This window comes from Vibrio sp. E150_018, assembly GCF_053544035.1.
In genome coordinates this window covers 53725-75009 of sequence record NZ_JBHGNY010000005.1, presented here as the reverse complement: position 1 = coordinate 75009, position 21285 = coordinate 53725, and the positions used below count along the sequence as shown (strand labels likewise).

Sequence of the window (21285 nt, the reverse complement as noted above, 5' to 3'; positions counted from 1 at the left end):
ACGACTATTAATTTACCGGAAATGATACTCAGATCAAGCTTTTTCTGTACTAAATTTTCATATTTTTTATGAAAATTACCAATTCACAAACAAAATCAAAACTTTATTTCGAATAAAAAAAAGCCACATAGTGAGGTGGCTCATAAAAATAGATGTAAATGAAACAACAAATTCTTAGTGGGCTTGATCCCAGTTGTCTCCATGACCAAATTCTGCCACTAATGGCACATTCAGCTCAGCAGCAGACTCCATAAGCTGCTGTATTTTTATTTCAATACGTGCTAATTCGCTTTCTTTCACTTCAAACACCAATTCATCGTGTACTTGCATCAAGAGTTTCACATCGCCATTGCCTTCGGCTTGGATCCACTGATCGACAATCAACATGGCTTTCTTAATGATGTCTGCCGCTGTACCTTGCATTGGCGCATTGATTGCCGCACGTTCAGCACCTTTACGACGCATACCGTTGCTCGATTTAATTTCTGGTAGATGTAAACGACGACCAAATAAAGTCTCAACATAACCCTGTTCTGTTGCTTTTGAGCGTGTATCTTCCATATATTGCATTACGCCAGGATAGCGCTCAAAGTACACATCCATATACTGTTGCGCTTCACCACGAGGAATACCTAGTTGCTTAGCAAGACCAAAGGCACTCATGCCATAAATCAAACCAAAGTTAACCGCTTTAGCGCGACGACGCTGTTCAGACGTGACTTGTTCAATGTTGCATCCCATCACCTCAGCGGCAGTCGCGGAGTGAATATCTTTACCTTGAGCAAACGCCTCTAATAACGCTTTATCTCCGGATAAGTGCGCCATGATACGTAATTCAATTTGTGAGTAGTCGACCGCTAAAATTTTCCAACCATGTGGCGCAACAAACGCTTGGCGAATGCGGCGACCTTCTTCATTACGAATTGGAATATTTTGTAAGTTTGGATCGGTTGATGATAAACGCCCGGTCGCGGTAACCGCTTGATGATATGAAGTATGCACTCGGCCCGTTTGCGGGTTGATCATCTTCGGAAGTTTATCGGTGTAGGTTGATTTCAACTTAGCTAAACCACGGTTTTCTAAAATCAGCTTAGGTAACGGATAGTCTAATGCTAGCTCTTGCAACACTTCTTCATTGGTTGATGGTGCACCAGAAGCAGTCTTCTTCACCACAGGCAACCCCATTTTCTCAAATAGAATCGCTTGTAATTGCTTTGGTGAATTAAGGTTGAATTCTTGCTCAGCCAACTCAAACGCCTTGGCTTTTAGCTCTTCAAGGCGTGCTTCTAATTCTTTAGATTGAGCATTCAGTAGCATGTCATCAATCATCACGCCGGTACGCTCAATACGTGAGATCACGGGTACTAGAGGTACTTCAATATCTTGATAGATAGATTTCAAACCGGCATCTTGCTCTAAAGCGGCTTGTAAACGGTTATGCAAACGTAATGTCACATCGGCATCTTCCGCCGCATAAGGACCAGCTTCTTCAATATCTAATTGGTTGAAGGTCAGTTGCTTTTTGCCTTTACCTGCCAGTGATTCAAAAGAAATGCAGTTATGTTGTAGGAAGCGGAACGCTAGACTATCCATATCATGTTTGCCACCCACGCTGTTAAACACGTAAGACACTAACATGGTGTCAAAGCGAATGCCTTTCATCTCGATATCGTAACGTGCGAGTACGCTAGCATCGTATTTAAGGTTCTGGCCGACTTTGGCTTGTGAATCATCTTCGAGAATCGGTTTCAGTTGCTCAAGTACCCAATTTCGATCCAGTTGTACTGGTGCATCAAGGTAATCATGGGCAACGGGTACATAAGCCGCTTCGCCTTCGGAAACTGCAAATGACAAACCAATCAAGTTGGCTTCCATGTAGTTCAAGCTGTCGGTTTCAGTATCAAAAGCAAATACATCAGAAGCTTTCAATTTATCTAACCAAGCAAGGAAAGTCTCTTGATCAAAAATGATTTCATATTGGCTGCGATCAATATTGGCAGGACTCATATCGACTTCAAGCGCATCGGCGGTGGTCGCAGATTTAGTGGCACTTTGACTCGCGCCGCCGTGTTGTTCTGCTTTGACTTGTGCTAGCCCATCAACTGCCGCAATGTTACCGTCTCCGCCTTCAAGTAACTCGTTTAACCAAGATTTAAAGGTCAGCTCGCCAAATAGCTTCATCAGCTCATCTTTATTTGGTTCGGCTTTGCAAAGATCTTGTGGCTGACAATCGAGATCCACATCCAACTTAATGGTGGCTAGCAAATAAGAAAGATCCGCGTTCTCTTTATTTTCTAATAACTTCTTCGCCATGGTTTTCGAGCCACGGAAAGAAAGATCGGCGATCTTATCTAAATTTTGATAAATGGTTTCTAGACTTCCTAGACCTTGCAACAAAGCTACCGCGGTTTTATCACCGACACCCGGTACGCCCGGAATGTTATCGACTTTATCGCCCATCAACGCGAGATAATCGATGATAAGTTCAGGTGGTAAGCCAAACTTTTCAATGACGCCTTCTCTATCCATCACCACATTAGTCATGGTGTTGATCAGCGTGACATTATCATCCACCAGCTGAGCCATATCTTTATCGCCAGTGCTGATTAATACCGGCATGCCTTGCTTAGAAGCTTGTGAAGACAAAGTACCAATCACATCATCAGCCTCAACACCCGGCACACAAATCAGTGGCAACCCCATCGCACGAATAATATTGTGTAAAGGCTCAATTTGATCGCGTAACTCTTGCGGCATCGACGGACGGTTGGCTTTATATTCAGAGTACATATCATCGCGGAAGGTTTTACCTTTAGCATCAAAAACCACCGCAATTCGCTCAGAAGAAAACTGCTTCATCATACTACGTAGCATGTTAACCACGCCGTACACCGCATTGGTTTGAATGTTACCGTTATTCATACTTTCAGGATAAGCGTGAAAGGCGCGATATAAATAAGAAGATCCATCAATAAGAATCAAAGAGTTGTCAGCGATTGTTGCCATAGTGTCTAGTACCCAAGCTGATGAGAAACATACGATCCGCCTAGAATGCCACGTCTGACTAAATGAATCTATTGATATGTCGTAAGCACAACTTAATCATCTGTGGATAACTTTGTTGTTAACTTTTTAAATGAAATTTCACAAAAATCAACATTATTAATAAAAAATAATATTATTCAAATATAAACAACAACTTATATAGAAACCACTCATGATAGGATAAAAAGAATCGCAAGGATCTTTTGTGGAAAACAATTAATCACAATGGATCCTATGTTAATTGACAATAATAACGATAGGTAAAATAGGATCACTAAACCATAGGCAAAAAGAAAGCGACACCGAATGGGCGTCGCTTAGCAAAAAGTGGCTAGATGTAATACTTGATGCACCTACCACGAAAGCTTAAATACACTGGAAGCAATGTGAGCAATGTCGTGTCTTCAAGAAGCCAAGAATCTCATGCTGTTGCGTTTGATTCTCTTTTTCCCTTCGACGTAGTTAATAATAATCATTCTCATTAAATGATCAACCCCTAAATGAGAAAAAATATCATTTAATTTAAAGTAATTTCGAAGGGTAATCTCAAGTGATTGATATTGCTTGAAGTTTAAGATCGTTGCTCGGATAATAAAAATGGTTTCTAGGTGCGAGTTTCTAGGAAAAGAAGATGGGACGTTACTCGGTACTCGGTACTCGGTACTCGGGCATTTCACTTCTCGTAGCTAGGAAAACATAGAATAATGAAAGGTGATTTTTAGCTGTGGCACAGAGCCATCATAAAAAATCGTCATCCTGAAAAGCGACGTAGGAGCGTAGTTCAGGATCTCCAATTACTATAGGAGATTCCAAACAGCTCGTCCCTCACTTTTGGAATGACGGTATTAAATGTATCAGCCTCGAGAAACAAGCAGCGGAGCGCCCGAGCGACGAGTTACGCATTCACTTCCTGTTGAGAGGAAACGTCAACTACCGTGGTGAGCTTTTTCATTAAGTAATTAAGCAGCACGCCATACATAGGCACAAACAAACCTAAGCTAATGATCAGTTTCACACTGTAATCAACCAAAGCAATTTCGGTCCAATGTTCTGCCATAAATGGATCACTACTCATATAAAAGGCAATAGAGAAAAAGGCGATAGTATCAAGCGCATTACCAAATAGTGTTGAACAGGTTGGCGCCACCCACCATTGTTTCAACTGACGTAAACGGTTAAAAACGTGCACATCCAAAATTTGACCAAGCAAATATGCCATAAAACTAGCAATAGCAATACGGGCAACAAACAGGTTAAACACGCCTAACTGAGCCATTCCTTGGAACTTGCCTTCAAAGAACATCACCGATAATACATAAGAAATCGCTAGTGCTGGCAACATCACCCAGAAGATGATTTTACGTGCCATACCTGCACCAAAAATGCGTACTGTTAGATCCGTCGCTAGGAAGATAAACGGGAAAGTGAATGCGCCCCAAGTGGTGTGCAAACCAAAGATGGTAAAAGGAATTTGGACTAAGTAATTACTCGATGCAATCACCACCAAATGGAAGATAACCAACCAAAACAGTGCTTTATTTTGTTGTTGATTAGTGTATTGAACAGACGAGAACGCCGCCTGCGAAGCAGATTTTAAACGAGTCATATTGTGACCTTTTTTTAATATATGGGGGCGAGGGAACCCATAATTGCAAATGAATAATATTCGATATTTGACTAATTAGTCAGATATTAAGGCGAGAGATTATACAGAAATGATCGCCCAGTTCAACTGTTCGTTTTTCAAACAATATGTTCGGGTCTCGGGTCTCGGGTCTCGGGTCTCGGGTCTCGGGTCTCGGGTCTCGGAAGTTTTCTATTTCCCAACAATCGAAGCAAGCTAAACATTACTGTATTACAAATAAACTCTCCGCTCCCACCAACGAGACACGAGCAGCGAAGCGATCTGCCCTTAAGCTCTACCCTATTCCCATAGCAAATAATTTCGCTAGATATTGCAGCTCTTCGTCCGCTTGGTTCGGTGCCATAGCTTCTAACCAGATAGTTTCGGAATAGTGTTCAGCACGTAAAAATAGCTGGCAGCCTTCAAAGTCGATTAACCATGAATGCAGATCAGCATCATTTTGCTTTTCAATAATAGAAGCCGATAACAGTGTCACCAGTTCTGAGCCTAATGCGGGAAAGGAGTCATAATCAAACCTAGGGTTCAACAAGATAACTCGACCGGCCTGTGCATCAAATTCTCTTAAGCTGTATTTAGCCATAACCTACCCTTCCCCATTGGTTAAATGTTCTTGGATCACATCTAAAAATGCATCGGCGTATTTTTCTAATTTACGTTGCCCAACCCCATTCACTGCCAGCATTTCACCATAGGAGGTCGGCAGAATATCCGCCATATCAACTAAGGTCGCGTCACTGAATACCACATAAGGCGGCAAACCATCTTCATCGGCAATCGCTTTACGCAGTTTACGTAACTTGGCAAATAGCTTCTTATCGTAATTTTTAGTCACCAGTTTGTCGTTCTTAGCGGAACGTAGTGCGGTATCTAAACGCGGCACCGCCAGTTCAATCGACATTTCACCGCGTAATAAAGGACGCGCTTCTTCGGTTAGTTGCAAGGTAGAGTTACGGGTGATGTTTTGTGTGAGTAACCCTTTGTGAATCAATTGGCGCATAATGCTTACCCAATAATCATGGCTATGTTCTTTACCAATCCCATAAGTACTGATCTTATCGTGGCCGTTATCGCGTACGCGAATATTCTGCATACCACGCAATACTTCGACGACATAACCAACACCAAAGCTTTGGTTGACTCGATAAACACACGACAACGCTTTTTGCGCCGCTTCTGTGCCATCAAAATGTTTCGGTGGATCTAGGCAGATATCGCAGTTGCCGCACGCTTTGTGGCTATATTCACCAAAGTAATTTAGTAGTACTTGACGACGACAGGTTTGCGCTTCCGCAAAAGCACTCATCGCATTGAGTTTATGGCTTTCCACTTGCTTTTGCGGACCATCATCTTTTTCATCCAGCATGCGGCGCAGCCAGCCCATATCGGCCGGGTCATATAACATCACCGCTTCCGCAGGCAAGCCATCACGCCCGGCGCGTCCGGTTTCTTGATAGTAAGATTCAATGTTACGCGGAATATCAAAGTGCAGAACAAAACGGACGTTAGGCTTATTGATGCCCATACCAAACGCTACTGTAGCAACGACGATTTGAATGTCGTCTTTTTGAAAGGCTTCTTGCACATAAGCGCGTTCATCATTATCCATACCGGCATGATAGCCCGCGGCACGAATATGGTTATTGCACAACTTTTCCGTCACCATTTCGACTTTTTTACGGCTGCCACAATAAATAATGCCACATTGCCCTTTTTGGGTGGCAAGGTAGCGGATCACTTGCGAAACCGGCTTATGTTTTTCTAATAAGGTGTAACGAATATTCGGTCGGTCAAAGCTGCCTAAATATTCCAAAGGTTGATTCAGTTGTAGGCGAGAAATGATGTCTTTGCGGGTTGCATCATCGGCAGTGGCGGTTAACGCCATTACAGGAACATGAGGAAAACGCTGCTTTAATTGGCCGAGTAGCGCGTATTCAGGGCGAAAATCATGCCCCCATTGAGAAATACAATGCGCCTCATCTACCGCAATCATGCTGATCGAAAGGTGCTCTAATCGTTCACTAAAATCTCGGCTTAAGATTCGTTCGGGTGAGATGTAAACCATCTTCAATTGACCGTTGTTCATACGGTTATAAACCCGAATCAATTCCTCTCTTTCCATACTGGAATTAATGCATTCTGCCGCCACGCCATTGGCTTTTAATTGGTCGACTTGGTCTTTCATCAAGGAAATTAAAGGGGAAATAACGATGGTGAGACCAGAATGCAATAAAGCGGGAACTTGATAGCACAAAGACTTGCCGCCACCAGTTGGCATAATCACTAAGCTATCTTGTCCAGCAAGCACACTATCGATCACTTCTTGCTGACCAACACGAAAGTGCTGATAACCAAACACATCTTGCAGAGTTTGAGCGGGTGTCGGTGTTGAGTGCGAATGCACTTGTGCAGCGTCAGTGGTGGGCATGCCTATCTCAATACAAAAAGTGAACCTAAAAATCAGCCGCCCATTGTAGTGGGGATCGCAGCTGATTGAAACATGAGGATCGGGCAATTTACTTATTCCCGTAATTCATTAGGTATATTACGGTTTGGATTTTATACTTGCCATTATACCCAAGTGACTTCAAGATGCAGAATTCAGAGCTATCATCCAAACCTTTAGGCAAGGAAGATTGGCGAAGGAATGTAGGCACCTTTCAAACCAATCTGACGCTGTATAAAGGTTTGAATGAAGCTTCCGAAGGGCAAGTTAAAACAAGCTTTATGCTGCGTTAAATTGAACAGAGATAGAATCACTATGATCATATTCAATTTGCCTTGCCTAAAACTTGTTTTAATCTTGCTGAAACTCGCATCTTGAAGTTACTTGGGTATATTTCTAATAATAAAAAGATAAGCCGTTATGGATGATGAATTAAAACGAACTCAGCAAGGCGTGCTACTTGCCGTTCTTGCCTACTTGATGTGGGGAATTGCCCCTATATACTTTAAAGCCCTTGGTGATGTGCCTCCTTTTGAAATCCTTTGTCATCGCATCATTTGGTCTTTTGTTTTTCTTGCGGCATTGCTGTATTTCACTAACGGCTGGCCAACCGTCAAAGAGACATTACGCTCTAAAACCAAGGTCATTTATTTATTGATCACTTCGGTCACGATTGGGGCTAACTGGCTAGTGTTTATTTGGGCAATCAGCATTGGTCATATGCTCGATGCCAGCCTAGGCTATTACATCAATCCGTTATTTAATGTTCTATTAGGCATGATTTTCTTAAGCGAGACGCTACGTAAGCTGCAATGGTTTGCGGTCGCGCTGGCCACCATCGGTGTCCTAGTGCAATTGGTCGTATTTGGCTCAGTGCCAATCATTGCCATTATGCTGGCGCTCACATTTGGTGTGTATGGCTTATTACGTAAAAAGGTCAATTTAGATGCCTTTACTGGGCTATTCATTGAAACCTTAGTACTACTACCTATCGCATTTCTTTACTTGTTTGCTATCGCCGATACTGCAACTAGTCACTTGGGCACCAATACTCTGACACTTAATGTATTACTAATTTCTGCCGGTATTGTCACTACCTTGCCTTTATTATGCTTTGCTGGTGCGGCAGTCCGTCTACGCCTCGCTACTCTAGGTTTTATTCAATACATAGGCCCAAGCTTAATGTTTATCTTGGCGGTGTTTGTATACGACGAAGCCTTTACGGCCGATAAAATTATTACCTTTGCTTGTATTTGGGCAGCCTTAATTGTATTTACTTGGGATGGATTGAAGAACAACTCTAACAATAAGAAGTTGGCAGCGGCGCAAAGAAAGGAAGCGCTAGAGATCGACATTACCAATGAAACGTTGACACAGGATTTAAACCAAACCAATCAACAACGCTAAAAGCCCACAATCTACATGGAATAATTTATGAGACTACCATCACACTATTAAGCAAGGTAGTCTTAACTCTGCAATCGACTATTTAAGTTAATATGCAGACTTACTACCTCACCCTTGTGCGAGATCTCGCACAAATTAGTGAGAAAACTAACATTAACTAATAATAAAAACCGCCCCAAAAACACACAAACTATTGATAAATAACAACTATAATCAGATTTGTGTTTTTTTTCATGAAATAATTTGAACTCACACCATTGTTCCATGTCGGTTTATGCGTAATATTAACCCCGTCGGAAGGATGCTGACAGGAACAGGAAAGACCCAAGGATTGGTCATCTTCAGGATGAAGATTTGGTTACTTAGGATGAGTAATCAGCATGGAGCAAACGGACATTGAATGGACGCAATCATTACTAGGATGGTAGTGACTAAGGAAAGACAATGGACACCTCAGGATTGAGGCATGGAACACACGTCAGGATGATGTGAATGGACACCGCTCATGGAACAAGTGATGCGCGCTAATTAGGATAAATTAGCTGGCTAGGATAAGGCCAAGGACACCGCTAGGATGGCGATGAAAAGGAATAAGCTGAAGGAAACAGCACTGCTATCAAGGATTTGATGCATGGAGCACTTATAGTAGCCGGATTGCTGCGAGTAAGACTATAACCCCGATGGGCTTTTGCCCTCGGGGTTTTTCTTTATTAACGCCTTCTGATACACAAAAAGGCGACCCAATAGGCCGCCTTTTGATTGGAGTGGCTATATTTCTATATAATCACTTAGTCTGCTTTAGGACCTTTTTTGTCCATACGGTCTTTCATTTTTTCCCACTTTTCCATGCACTGTTGGTGTTTTTCACCAGACAGCTTAGTAAATTGTTCTTTTTGCTCAGGCGTCAATACACTAAACATATCATGACGTGATTTAGCCATTTTCACTTGGCCTTCTACACGTTGATTGGCCATATCTTGAGCAAGACTGGTCACTGCCGCTTGATCAAAATCATCCGCCATTACTAACTGTCGCATTTTTTCGTGGCTGGCTTTCATTTCATCTTTATGAGCTTTAAAGCCTTCTTTCATCGCTTGACGATCTTGCTGGCGTAATTCTTTTAACTGATCTTTTTGAGCATCAGTTAAGTCTAATTGTTTCCAAATGCCACGTTCCATTCCCTCACCACATTGCTGATCATGCTTACCGCCATGCTGTTGATTACCATGAGGTGCCGCGAGTGCAGACATAGAACCCAGTACTAACGGTGCAGCAATTAAAACAACAAGAGACTTTTTCATAAATGATTTCATAACACATTACCTTTTTATTATGGATAAGTTGAGCTGCCATTTCTTGGTTAGCGCCCGATAACCAATAGAATAAACCTTGCAATGTAAAAGGGTGTATTGCTTACGTAAAACAATGTAAATCGCTGTCAAATTAGTCGTTTTTATAAATAAAACAGAGATAATGCTATTATTGCACTCGATATCTATCTCTAAATAAGGCCCTTTATGACTCACATTCTATTAGTTGATGATGATACTGAACTCACTGCATTACTTGAGGATATTCTAACGTTAGAAGGCTTTACCATCTCACAAGCACACAATGGTATTGATGGCCTACAAGCCATAGATAACAGTGTTGATCTGATCTTGCTGGATATTATGATGCCAAAAATGAACGGTATGGAAATGCTTAAACAACTAAGGCAACGGTGGAAGACCCCTGTATTAATGCTGACCGCGAAAGGTGAAGAAGTCGACCGAGTGATTGGCCTTGAGCTCGGTGCTGATGACTACTTACCCAAACCGTTTAGTGATCGTGAATTAATGGCACGCATTCGCGCTATTTTACGTCGTACTCAACCTAATAAACCTGAACCAACAGAAACGAACACTCCTCATGGTTTGCAAGTGTTTCCGGGTAAACAAGAAGCCTACTATCAAGGCACATTATTAGATCTCACCACCACGGAATTTACGTTATTAGAGTACTTTTTAACTCACATGGGTGAATCCATCAGTAAAGAAGATTTAAGCTTAGAGGTACTAGGTAAGCGCCTCAGTCCTTTTGATCGCGCGATTGATATGCATGTGTCGAACTTACGCAAAAAACTTTCTGAGCACCATGAGCAAACCTTAATTAAAACCTTACGAGGGAAAGGTTATCTTATGGTTGAGGATCAATAATGAATTTACCTAAGTTTTCTAGCTTATACGGTCGTATTTTTGCCATATTTTGGCTAACCATGTTATTAGTATTAATTGCAGTGGTTGCCGCCTCTCAACTCGATCCTAGACAACTTCACGATATTCCGGCTGAGCCATTAAAAGAGATGAAGCAAACCGGACAAGAGCTTACTAAAAACTACCAAAATGCTTCTTCACTCAAGCAAGCGATGATGCAAATAAAAATGCACAATATAGATAGAAGCCGTCTCAGTTTCTACTTTACAGACACGAATGATCGTTGGATCAATCCACCTCAAGGAATGAAGCAAAAAGCACTAAATAATTTTATTACCCAATCAGACATGTTAGATAAACCTCAGCAACGTTTGTATGGTCGAACAATGATCGCTGGCCCTGTCCCAGTCGTGATTGCCAAACAAAACTTACACATATACTTCGCTATCCGTTGGCATCAACCGCCACCTTTTTTACTGCAATTACTCGATAGACCGATTCAATTGCTTCTCGTAGTAATGTTAATTAGTACTCCACTATTACTTTGGCTCGCATGGGCATTAAGTAAACCAGCGATGCGCTTAGAGAAAGCGGCGCAAAAAGTCGCTCGTGGAGTGATCGAATACGATCCAGAATTAGAAAAGGGCCCGAGTGAATTTAAACAAGCCGGGGCAAGCTTTAACCAAATGGTCAACGCCATTAACAATAAAACCTCTGAACAGCAGCGATTATTATCTAACATTTCTCATGAACTGCGCTCCCCACTCACCCGTTTAAGAATGGCGAATGCGTTAGCGATCCGCAAACAAGGTGAAAGCTCAGAACTGACTCGCATTGATACTGAAGCGGAACGATTGGAGCTAATGATTAATGAACTATTAGAACTATCTCGCCAACAAATCGATGCCCATCAAATTCACCAAAATATCTCAGTGCAAGAGCTTTGGGGAGAAACTATCGAAGACGGTATATTTGAAGCTGAGCAACAACAGAAAACTCTGATTTGTAAATCAATTCCCAACACACATATCACCGGAAACCCTAACTTGCTGATTAGTGCAGTCGAAAATGTCATACGCAATGCGATTCGATATTGCGACCAATCGGTTTGGGTGACTTTTAGCCGACAACATGATGGGCTGACCATTTTGATTGAAGATGATGGCGAAGGGGTTAATGACAGTGAACTTGATGCAATCTTCCGACCTTTTTATCGTGTCTCTACCGCGCGTGATAGGTACAGTGGTGGCGCAGGATTAGGCCTAGCGATTACCCATAATGTCATCATGCAGCATAATGGTCATATTCATGCTTCACGTAGTCAACATGGTGGCCTTGCGGTAGCGCTAATTTTACCTATCGATTTATGATCGAGGACTGGTATTATATACCCCAAGTCACCCATTAACGGTATCAGCACTATGTTCGACATTGCTTTATTTGAACCAGAAATCGCTCCTAACACTGGCAACATTATTCGTTTATGTGCCAACTGTGGCGCTAACTTGCACCTAATCGAACCACTAGGTTTTGATTTAGAAGAAAAGAAAGTGCGCCGTGCCGGTCTGGATTATCATGATTTAGCACGTGTTAAACGTCATAAAGATTATGCAGCCTTTATTGAATATCTAGAGCAAGAAAAAGGTGATAACTACCGTATTTTTGCTTGTACTACCAAAACGACTGGTCATCATGTGGATGCAAAATTTAAACAAGGTGATGTTTTATTATTTGGCCCAGAAACCCGTGGCCTACCTGCTGACACAATTGAAGCGCTACCAATGGAACAACGAATTCGTATTCCTATGATGCCAGACAGCCGTAGTTTGAATCTATCCAACGCCGTCGCAATTATTGCTTTTGAAGCCTGGAGACAAATGGGGTTTGAAGGGGCGGTTTAAAAACGAGGCTCGTATCTTGAGCGCTACGCTTCTCGGTTTTCGACCGAGCAACGATAAGCGTAGCGCACGAGAGCCTAGACACGAAATCTACTTATCTATCCTCTTATCTTCATCGGCTTTCTTTTCAAACTCGCCTTCAAACACATCCCCTTGCTGATCATGCTCTGAAGTATTAAATGGATTTTCACCATGAAACTGCGATGAAGAATGGAACTGAGCCGAAGAGCTAACTTTGACTCGCTGCATGAGTTGTTTAGCAATCCAAGCACGTGGAGCTGGCAATAATACCAACATACCGAGTGCGTCCGTCATAAAGCCGGGAGTCAGTAGTAATACCCCTGATACTGCTAACATGACGCCTTCAATAATTTGCTGCGCCGGCAGTTCACCTTGCTGCATGCGTGATTGCACTGACATCAAAGTTTGGATGCCTTGGCTACGCACCAAAGATGCCCCGACGAAAGCGGTTAATAGCACAATCGCAATAGTCGGCCATAAGCCAATTAAATCACCGACTTGAATAAACAACGCAATCTCAATGATCGGAACACAAATAAATAAAATAACTAAAATCGGAAACACAAACACCTCCTGGTAATATACCCAAGTGACTTCAAGACACCGAAACTCACACCTTGAAGTCACTTGGGTATATTCCTTTCAGTGTATGCTTTCCCACTTCATACAACAAATGTTAACCATCTCAAAACGTAACGATTACCGATAAAGTTACAACTTACCTACAATTTATTTGCAAACAGACAGAAACTCTTATTAAGATGCAATTGTACGATGAAAAGTTTGATCTATGATCTATTCTTACACCCATAAAGGGGTATGATTGCATCGTCAAAGATAAGCCATCTGTATGCAGTGAATGGATTCTAGCAACGTAGGCAAAGATATTTTTTATTAGTGTTCCATGCTTATAGGATCCATCCAATGACTACATTAACTATTGAAACACCTGTACAACAATTCCGTATTGAAGAAGACTTACTAGGTACTCGTGAAGTACCTGCTGAAGCGTATTACGGCATCCACACTATCCGTGCAATCGAAAACTTTAATATCTCCAATACAACTATTTCTGACGTACCTGAATTTGTACGCGGTATGGTTATGACTAAAAAAGCGGCCGCATTAGCCAACAAAGAAATTGGCGTATTACCAGCCGATATCAGTGACTACATTATTCAAGCCTGTGACGTAATTCTAAATACAGGCAAGTGTATGGATCAATTCCCGTCAGACGTTTTCCAAGGTGGTGCAGGTACTTCAGTTAACATGAATACTAACGAAGTTATCGCCAACTTAGCACTTGAGTTAATGGGTAAAGAAAAGGGGGAATATGACTTCATCAACCCAAATGACCACGTAAACAAGAGTCAATCAACGAATTGTGCTTACCCAACAGGTTTCCGTATTTCTGTTTACAGCAGCATGATGAAAACCATTGAAGCGGTTAAGTACTTAAAAGAAGCCTTTAATAATAAAAGCGCTGAATATAACACTGTGCTCAAAATGGGTCGTACTCAGTTACAAGATGCGGTTCCAATGACAGTAGGCCAAGAATTCCACGCTTGGTCTGTAACGCTAAATGAAGAAGTACGTAACTTACAATACATTTCTAAGTTATTACTGGAAGTAAACCTAGGTGCAACTGCTATTGGTACTGGCTTGAACGCTGCACCAGAGTATCAAGCATTAGCCGTTAAACACTTATCTGAAGTAACCGGTTTTGAATGCGTTCCAGCGGAAGATTTAATCGAAGCGACATCTGACTGTGGTGCTTATGTGATGGCACACGGCGCACTAAAACGCCTTGCGGTTAAACTGTCTAAAATCTGTAACGACCTACGTCTATTGTCTTCTGGCCCTCGCGCTGGCTTAAATGAAATCAACCTACCTGAACTACAAGCGGGTTCTTCAATTATGCCTGCTAAAGTAAACCCAGTAATTCCAGAAGTCGTAAACCAAGTGTGCTTTAAAGTACTAGGTAATGATACCGCGCTTTCTTTTGCGGCTGAAGGGGGTCAATTACAGTTAAACGTAATGGAACCTGTGATTGCACAATGTATGTTTGAATCACTAGAAATCCTGAAAAATGCTTGTGTTAACTTACGTGACAAGTGTATCGACGGCATTACTGTGAACAAAGAAGTGTGTGAAGCATACGTGTTCAACTCTATCGGTATCGTGACTTACCTAAACCCATATATTGGCCACCACCAAGGTGACATCGTGGGTAAAATCTGTGCCGAAACAGGTAAGAGCGTACGTGAAATCGTACTAGATCGCGGCTTGCTAACCGAAGAGCAATTAGACGAAATCTTCTCTCCTGAAAACCTAATGCATCCTCAATACAAAGCGAAACGTTATAACTAATTATTGTCAATCAAATATACCCAAGTGACTTGGGTATAAAGGGAACGTTTAACGTTCCCTTTATTTCAACTTTGATTAGGAAATTAACGTGCATTGTGGATTTTTGTCGTGTTTTTAAATCTACACCCCAGGTTAATTTTTTAGACTTTAAAAAAGGTAACAACATGTTATTACAACTTTTAATTGTATTACTCTTTATCTACCTCGGGGCGAGGATTGGTGGTATCGGTATTGGTTTTGCCGGTGGTGCCGGTGTTATTGTACTTACTACTATCTTTGGCTTAGATGCAGGTGCGATTCCTATTGATGTCATTTTAATTATTGCATCGGTCATCTCAGCAATTGCCGCGATGCAAATCGCTGGCGGTATGGATTGGTTAGTGCAGTTAGCGGAACAATTTTTACGTAAAAATCCAAAACGCATTACTTTTTACGCTCCGATTGTCACTTACTTTATGACGCTACTTGCCGGTACAGGTCACACCGCATTCTCTACCTTACCAATTATTGCTGAAGTCGCGAAAGAACAAGGTGTTCGTCCATCTCGCCCACTTTCTATTGCGGTTATTGCTTCACAAATCGCAATTACGGCGTCTCCAATTTCAGCAGCGGTAGTTTTCTTCTCAGGATTATTAAAACCATTTGGCGTAAGCTACTTAACGCTGTTAGCGATTTGTATTCCAACCACCTTTATTGCTTGTATGATTGGCGCATTTATAGCGAACTTCCTAGGTTGTGAATTAAAAGATGACCCTGAATATCAAGATCGTATGGCAAAAGGGTTAATCAAACTTAAAGGCCAACAAAAACGAGAAAAAGCGACTGGAACAGCAAAGTTATCGGTCTACATTTTCTGTCTAGCGATTGTTTGTGTGGTAACCTATGCAACATTAATTTCACCAACAGTTGGTGTGATTACTCATCCACATATTGTACTAACTCAAGCAATCATGGCATTAATGCTAACCGCAGCGGCCGCGATTGTGTTGCTATGTAAAGTCGACGCTTCTAACATTGCTTCTGCGCCAACTTTCCGTTCAGGTATGAGTGCGTGTATCTGTGTACTTGGTGTAGCGTGGCTAGGCGATACTTTTGTATCAGCGCACATTATTGAAATCAAACACTTCGCGGGTGACTTACTAGAACAATACCCATGGATGCTAGCCATTACGCTGTTCTTCGCTTCTATGTTGCTATACTCACAAGGCGCAACTACAACAGCATTAATGCCTGCTGCTCTAGCAGTAGGTGTTGCACCATTGACTGCAATTGCATCTTTTGCAGCAGTAAGTGCGTTATTTGTTCTTCCAACTTACCCGACACTATTAGCGGCGGTTGAAATGGATGACACAGGTTCAACTCGTATTGGTAAACTAGTGTTTAACCATCCGTTTATGATTCCAGGCGTTATCACTATTGCAACGTCAGTGGTTCTAGGTTTTGTATTTGGTGGCTTCTTGCTGTAATTAAAACCATAACATCACACCAAAAAAACGAGTCTACGGGCTCGTTTTTTATTACTTAAGGTTTTCCCTTAACTGAAACTCGCATCTTGAAGTTACTTGGGTATATACTCGCACAATGAAACCAAAACCACTTTTGTGTGGTCTGATGCTGAGATCCTTCTTTTATACTGACACTTTAAATCGGAAATTGAACTTTTATGGCTGCCATTCGTTGCTTATTTACGTTGCTCGTTAGCTTATTTATTGGTTTTACGACTACCGCTCAAGCGGCCAATTTTGACTCAGTACAGGCGCCTTTAGCCAATTTCACCAATTCAGCTACGCCCGGTACCAACAATCAATTCGTACCTGTTGATCAGGCGTTCCCATTCAATTTCATTCAACAAGACGACACGGTTACCCTAGATTGGCAAATCAAACCGGGCTACTACCTGTATCGTGAGCGTTTTTCTTTCCAAGCTAACAAGGCAGAAATGGGCGAAGCCAAGATCCCAGAAGGGACTTTTCATTCCGATGAATTTTTTGGTAATGTGCATATTTTCACCGAGCCAGTCAGTGTTGAAATACCATTAAAAAGCGTTGCCGATAACGGTGAACTGATCGTCCAATATCAAGGTTGTGCCACCACAGGTTTTTGCTATCCACCAGAAACGCGCATCGTCCCTTTAGATCCAATAGGGCCACTAGATCAAACTGGCCAAGCTCCTAAGGCAACAACATCTAACTCAACAACCAGTAGCTCTCAAATCACAGACAGTAACCAGGCAACAAAAAGCCAGCTTCAAGTTACTCAGGCGACTCAACTTACCACCAGTACCAATTCTGCAGACAGCAATATTGCCTCTCAATTGGCAGAACACTGGTGGACACCATTATTATTCTTACTACTCGGTATTGGTTTAGCTTTTACTCCATGTGTACTACCAATGTACCCAATTTTAACCGGCATCGTACTTGGTGGTGGTCGTTTAACAGCCAAGAAAGCGTTTAAATTATCTTTCATCTACGTACAAGGCATGGCACTAACCTACATGCTACTTGGCTTAGTAGTGGCTTCTTTGGGCGTGCAATTCCAAGCCACCTTGCAAGCACCTGTAGTATTAATTAGTTTAAGTATTATATTTGTATTGCTGTCACTGTCGATGTTTGGCCTCTACACCATTCAACTACCGAGTCGCCTACAAACTTGGCTCAATGAACAAAGCAATAAACAACAAGGCGGTAATTTAGCTGGGGTGTTTATTATGGGCGTGATCTCCGGTTTAGTGTGTTCGCCTTGCACTACCGCGCCACTTTCTGGTGCATTATTGTACGTGGCGCAAAGTGGCGATCTACTGACTGGTGCAATTGCCCTGTATGCCTTAGCAATTGGCATGGGCATTCCACTGATCATCGTCGCGGTGTTTGGTAATAAATTACTACCAAAAGCGGGCGAGTGGATGAATCGAGTAAAGGTATTGTTTGGCTTTATCCTACTGGCGGCACCGATCTTCTTACTAGAACGCATCTTGCCAGAAATTTGGACACAAGGATTATGGATCACCCTCGGGCTCATCAGCTTTGCTTGGCTATACCATGTTAAACAAAGCATGCAGCAAGCGAGTTGGCAGCAAAGTCTTATTGGAATCGTGGCGATTCTGGGCTTAGTGTTCTCGGCGTATTTCGGCTTACAAACCGCAGGAGTGATTAACTCAGGACAAAATCATACGCAATCATCACAAACTGATATCGCCTTTACCCGTATCTCAACGGTAAGCGAACTAGATCAACAACTCGCCCAAGCCAAAGCCGCCAATAAACCGGTGATGTTTGATTTCTATGCCGACTGGTGTGTCGCATGTAAAGAGTTCGAAAAATACACCTTTCACGCACCCAAAGTCGCTAATGAGTTGGCTAATTTTGTCTTAATTCAAGCCGATGTTACCGCGGCGACACCAGATGATATTGCTTTGATGGAGAAAATGAAGGTACTTGGCCTACCGACCATTGAATTTTGGGATGCTCAAGGTGAACATATTCCACAAGCTCGTATTGCTGGTTTTATGAATGCAGATAACTTCTCTCAACATTTAAAGCAAAACCACTTGCTGTAGAGCGTTAAGCTAGACAAAAGTCGGATATGGTTCAGACTTTTGCCTTTGCTCAGTTGAGAGATAGGGTAAACAGGTTGATAATGAATGCATTGTTACTTCAACAGTGAACTTATTGTCATGGATTCGACATACAACATTATCATTGCAGATGATCATCCACTCTTTCGTAACGCCCTATTTCAATCAATTCATATGGCGGTGAGTGGCGCCAACTTACATGAGGCCGACTCTCTCGATGCGTTACTGGCATTAATTAAGAAAGTCGATGAACCCGATCTTTTATTACTTGATCTGAAAATGCCCGGCTCAAATGGCATGTCAGGGTTAATCCACCTACGTTCTGAATATCCAGATTTACCGATTGTGGTGATTTCCGCCAGCGAAGAATCTAGCGTCGTCAGTCAAGTAAAAAGCCACGGCGCGTTTGGTTTTATTCCAAAATCCAGCGATATGCGCGAACTGAACAGCGCGCTCAACCAAGTACTCAATGGTGATCCGTTCTTCCCTGAAGGACTTATTCAAAACAATGACGCTTGTAACGAGATCAGCCAAAAACTGGCCGCCTTAACCCCTCAACAATATAAAGTATTAGGCATGTTGTCAGACGGCTTACTTAACAAACAAATTGCTTATGAATTGAATGTCTCAGAAGCGACGATTAAAGCGCATATGACCGCCATATTCCGTAAGCTAGACGTTAAAAACCGGACTCAAGCTGTTATCTTGTTGCAACAGTTGGAAACAGAAAATTAATCATTACAAGCCATTATTCGCGATCAATAAAATGTATCAATAGCAAAAATATGATACATTTTATTGGTCGCTTTCTTTTTTCTCTTTAGCAACAAAAAGTGAACCCTCATTCACAGTCCTCTGCTAATTCACCCCCGACTAAGCGACATATCGAGATAATTTAGCGACTCGATGTACTTTAATGCTAACGCCATTAATCAAAGAGTGCCTTGCATGTTTATAATTGACCAACTTATCTTACTCGCCGCCATTTTAATTGCCTTTGGTATCCTCTCAAGCAAGGTTTCTGCACGTTTAGGCTTACCAGTATTGGTAATGTTTCTGATTGTTGGCATGCTAGCGGGAGAAGATGGTCCCGGTGGCATTGATTTTGATAATGCTCTTATCGCCCATTCATTAGGTACCTTAGCGTTAGCAGTCATCTTGTTTGATGGTGGCTTAAACACTCCGATGGCATCGATTAAATCAGTCTGGAAACCCGCCTCTTTATTAGCCACGCTCGGAGTTTTGTTCACATCTGCAATAACGGGCTTTGCTGCCGCTTACATTCTTGATATTCCTTTAATTTATGGCTTATTGATTGGTGCTATTGTCGGTTCAACGGATGCTGCTGCGGTCTTCTCTTTATTAAGAAATGCTGGCATTCATATCAACCCTAAACTCAAATCAACCTTGGAAATAGAAAGTGCAACCAATGACCCGATGGCGATCTTTCTCACCGTTGGGCTCTTAGAGATAATTGTCAATGGATTAGAGCCAGGCACAGGCTTACTTATGCTCTTCATCCAACAAATCGGCATAGGCTCTGTTGTCGGTCTTGCATGTGGGTGGTTATCTGTTCGATTAATTAATCATATCAATTTAACGACGTCCGGCTTGTACCCCGTCATGGTAGCGGCTCTAGGCTTATTATCATTTGGAATTAGTGCAAATTTAGGTGGAAGTGGATTTTTATCTATTTTCATTACAGGCGTAGTAATTGGTAATAGTCGTTTTGTCTTCCAACGCAGTACTTTTTTATTCCATGATGGATTAGCTTGGTTGGGCCAAATCTGCATGTTTATGATATTAGGACTACTTATCACGCCATCATCACTACTCGATGTTTGGTTTGAAGGCTTAATGATTGCAGTGGTTTTAATATTAATTGCTAGACCAATTTCCATTTTACCGGTATTAAAACCTTTTGGTTTCAACTTACGAGAAATTACATTGGTTTCTTGGGTTGGATTACGAGGCTCGGTACCCATCATCCTTGCTATTTACCCTTTGATGTATGGGGTACCTGATGCTGGGTTAATTTTTAATGTGGTGTTTTTCGTCGTATTTATTTCGGCTACCATACAAGGTTCAACTTTACCTCTAATGGCTCGACGATTAGGTTTAACAGAACCTGCACCATCAACCCCCACAGCAACATTAGAAATCACCACCTTAGGTGACGTCGATGCTGAAATTGTTAAATATAGACTCGGAAAAGACTCAAGGATAGCCGGACGTCGTTTATCTCAAATGGCACTTCCTGATGGCACCGTTGTCGCCATGATAACGAGAGGTAAACAAGTCATCCCACCTCGTGGTTCCACATTAATATTGGCAGAGGATCATCTATTTATCATGATGAAGCCTAATGTTAGAGATTTTGTTGACCTTATTTGTTCGAGCGCAGATGAGACGCCAATAGAAAGCTTACCTAAACATGAACTATGCTTGAAAGGATTTACTAAAATAGGTGATATACACCATTCTTACGGTATCGATTTACCCGCAGAGCACCATCTCTCTTTAAATGAATTATTAATGCAATCATTTGATGGTATCCCTATTCGTGATGCTGCAAAGGAATTTGGTAATGTCACATTGTTTATTCGAGATATTATTGATCAGCGAATCACCACGGTCGGAATTGTCATCACCCCAAAAGAGTCACTTTAACTCTTAATATCACG

General features: G+C 41.9%; 15 protein-coding genes. 9 read left to right on the top strand and 6 right to left on the bottom strand.

Features of this window, described 5'->3' with window-relative positions; translation table 11 throughout:
• Positions 1 to 174 precede the first annotated feature (174 nt).
• From polA to recQ, 4 genes are all read right to left on the bottom strand, one after another.
• Positions 175 to 3006, bottom strand: a complete 2832-nt coding sequence (gene polA, locus ACE3G9_RS07475) for a DNA polymerase I (protein WP_449218816.1) — start codon at positions 3004 to 3006, stop codon at positions 175 to 177.
• Between the two features lie 934 nt (positions 3007 to 3940).
• On the bottom strand, positions 3941 to 4651 hold the full coding sequence (locus tag ACE3G9_RS07470) for a 7-cyano-7-deazaguanine/7-aminomethyl-7-deazaguanine transporter (protein WP_417879569.1): 711 nt from the start codon (positions 4649 to 4651) through the stop codon (positions 3941 to 3943).
• A 313-nt stretch (positions 4652 to 4964) separates the two neighbouring features.
• A complete protein-coding gene (locus tag ACE3G9_RS07465; protein ID WP_449218815.1) occupies positions 4965 to 5270 on the bottom strand; it encodes a DUF3630 family protein in 306 nt (101 codons plus the stop codon).
• A 3-nt stretch (positions 5271 to 5273) separates the two neighbouring features.
• Complete coding sequence (gene recQ, locus ACE3G9_RS07460; RefSeq protein ID WP_417879567.1) at positions 5274 to 7115, bottom strand: ATP-dependent DNA helicase RecQ; 1842 nt, start codon at positions 7113 to 7115, stop codon at positions 5274 to 5276.
• A 438-nt stretch (positions 7116 to 7553) separates the two neighbouring features.
• Between recQ and rarD the strand changes: the two genes are divergently transcribed.
• Positions 7554 to 8540, top strand: coding sequence for an EamA family transporter RarD (gene rarD, locus ACE3G9_RS07455; RefSeq protein ID WP_417879566.1), 987 nt, complete (start codon positions 7554 to 7556; stop codon positions 8538 to 8540).
• 788 nt (positions 8541 to 9328) lie between these two features.
• On the opposite strand, the gene ACE3G9_RS07450 is transcribed toward rarD, so the two are convergent.
• Entirely contained in the window at positions 9329 to 9841 is a 513-nt protein-coding gene (locus ACE3G9_RS07450) for a CpxP family protein (RefSeq protein ID WP_417879565.1), read from the bottom strand.
• A gap of 216 nt (positions 9842 to 10057) precedes the next feature.
• Here ACE3G9_RS07450 and ACE3G9_RS07445 point away from each other — a divergent pair, with 216 nt between their 5' ends.
• The 3 genes from ACE3G9_RS07445 to trmL are packed head-to-tail and all read left to right on the top strand — an operon-like array spanning position 10058 to position 12636.
• Positions 10058 to 10738, top strand: a complete 681-nt coding sequence (locus tag ACE3G9_RS07445) for a response regulator (RefSeq protein WP_417879564.1) — start codon at positions 10058 to 10060, stop codon at positions 10736 to 10738.
• Positions 10738 to 12105, top strand: coding sequence for an envelope stress sensor histidine kinase CpxA (gene cpxA / locus ACE3G9_RS07440; protein ID WP_449218814.1), 1368 nt, complete (start codon positions 10738 to 10740; stop codon positions 12103 to 12105). Before ACE3G9_RS07445 ends, cpxA begins: the two co-directional genes overlap by 1 nt.
• 51 nt (positions 12106 to 12156) lie before the next feature.
• Positions 12157 to 12636, top strand: coding sequence for a tRNA (uridine(34)/cytosine(34)/5-carboxymethylaminomethyluridine(34)-2'-O)-methyltransferase TrmL (trmL, locus tag ACE3G9_RS07435; RefSeq protein ID WP_417879562.1), 480 nt, complete (start codon positions 12157 to 12159; stop codon positions 12634 to 12636).
• An 87-nt stretch (positions 12637 to 12723) separates the two neighbouring features.
• Here trmL and ACE3G9_RS07430 read toward each other — a convergent pair whose 3' ends face one another.
• Positions 12724 to 13218, bottom strand: a complete 495-nt coding sequence (locus ACE3G9_RS07430; protein WP_442294755.1) for an FxsA family protein — start codon at positions 13216 to 13218, stop codon at positions 12724 to 12726.
• Between the two features lie 360 nt (positions 13219 to 13578).
• Between ACE3G9_RS07430 and aspA the strand changes: the two genes are divergently transcribed.
• The 5 genes from aspA (at position 13579) to ACE3G9_RS07405 (ending at position 21271) form a co-directional block, all read left to right on the top strand.
• On the top strand, positions 13579 to 15024 hold the full coding sequence (gene aspA / locus ACE3G9_RS07425) for an aspartate ammonia-lyase (protein WP_449218813.1): 1446 nt from the start codon (positions 13579 to 13581) through the stop codon (positions 15022 to 15024).
• A gap of 164 nt (positions 15025 to 15188) precedes the next feature.
• Positions 15189 to 16490 (top strand): anaerobic C4-dicarboxylate transporter, encoded by a 1302-nt coding sequence (locus ACE3G9_RS07420; protein ID WP_449218812.1) that lies wholly within the window; start codon positions 15189 to 15191, stop codon positions 16488 to 16490.
• Between the two features lie 206 nt (positions 16491 to 16696).
• Positions 16697 to 18583: a protein-disulfide reductase DsbD gene (locus ACE3G9_RS07415; RefSeq protein ID WP_449218862.1), complete on the top strand. Its 1887-nt coding sequence runs from the start codon at positions 16697 to 16699 to the stop codon at positions 18581 to 18583.
• Between the two features lie 117 nt (positions 18584 to 18700).
• Complete coding sequence (locus ACE3G9_RS07410) at positions 18701 to 19336, top strand: response regulator transcription factor (protein WP_417879558.1); 636 nt, start codon at positions 18701 to 18703, stop codon at positions 19334 to 19336.
• Between the two features lie 213 nt (positions 19337 to 19549).
• Positions 19550 to 21271, top strand: coding sequence for a potassium/proton antiporter (locus ACE3G9_RS07405; protein WP_449218811.1), 1722 nt, complete (start codon positions 19550 to 19552; stop codon positions 21269 to 21271).
• The last annotated feature ends 14 nt before the right edge of the window (positions 21272 to 21285 follow it).

Bases quoted from the DNA above. Each gene is read 5' to 3' on its own strand.
- aspA (WP_449218813.1), top strand. From the start codon at position 13,579: ATGACTACATTAACTATTGAAACACCTGTACAACAATTCCGTATTGAA.
- ACE3G9_RS07470 (WP_417879569.1), bottom strand. From the start codon at position 4,651: ATGACTCGTTTAAAATCTGCTTCGCAGGCGGCGTTCTCGTCTGTTCAA.
- ACE3G9_RS07465 (WP_449218815.1), bottom strand. From the start codon at position 5,270: ATGGCTAAATACAGCTTAAGAGAATTTGATGCACAGGCCGGTCGAGTT.
- ACE3G9_RS07410 (WP_417879558.1), top strand. From the start codon at position 18,701: ATGGATTCGACATACAACATTATCATTGCAGATGATCATCCACTCTTT.
- polA (WP_449218816.1), bottom strand. From the start codon at position 3,006: ATGGCAACAATCGCTGACAACTCTTTGATTCTTATTGATGGATCTTCT.
- ACE3G9_RS07445 (WP_417879564.1), top strand. From the start codon at position 10,058: ATGACTCACATTCTATTAGTTGATGATGATACTGAACTCACTGCATTA.
- ACE3G9_RS07420 (WP_449218812.1), top strand. From the start codon at position 15,189: ATGTTATTACAACTTTTAATTGTATTACTCTTTATCTACCTCGGGGCG.
- trmL (WP_417879562.1), top strand. From the start codon at position 12,157: ATGTTCGACATTGCTTTATTTGAACCAGAAATCGCTCCTAACACTGGC.
- ACE3G9_RS07405 (WP_449218811.1), top strand. From the start codon at position 19,550: ATGTTTATAATTGACCAACTTATCTTACTCGCCGCCATTTTAATTGCC.
- recQ (WP_417879567.1), bottom strand. From the start codon at position 7,115: ATGCCCACCACTGACGCTGCACAAGTGCATTCGCACTCAACACCGACA.
- cpxA (WP_449218814.1), top strand. From the start codon at position 10,738: ATGAATTTACCTAAGTTTTCTAGCTTATACGGTCGTATTTTTGCCATA.
- ACE3G9_RS07450 (WP_417879565.1), bottom strand. From the start codon at position 9,841: ATGAAAAAGTCTCTTGTTGTTTTAATTGCTGCACCGTTAGTACTGGGT.
- rarD (WP_417879566.1), top strand. From the start codon at position 7,554: ATGGATGATGAATTAAAACGAACTCAGCAAGGCGTGCTACTTGCCGTT.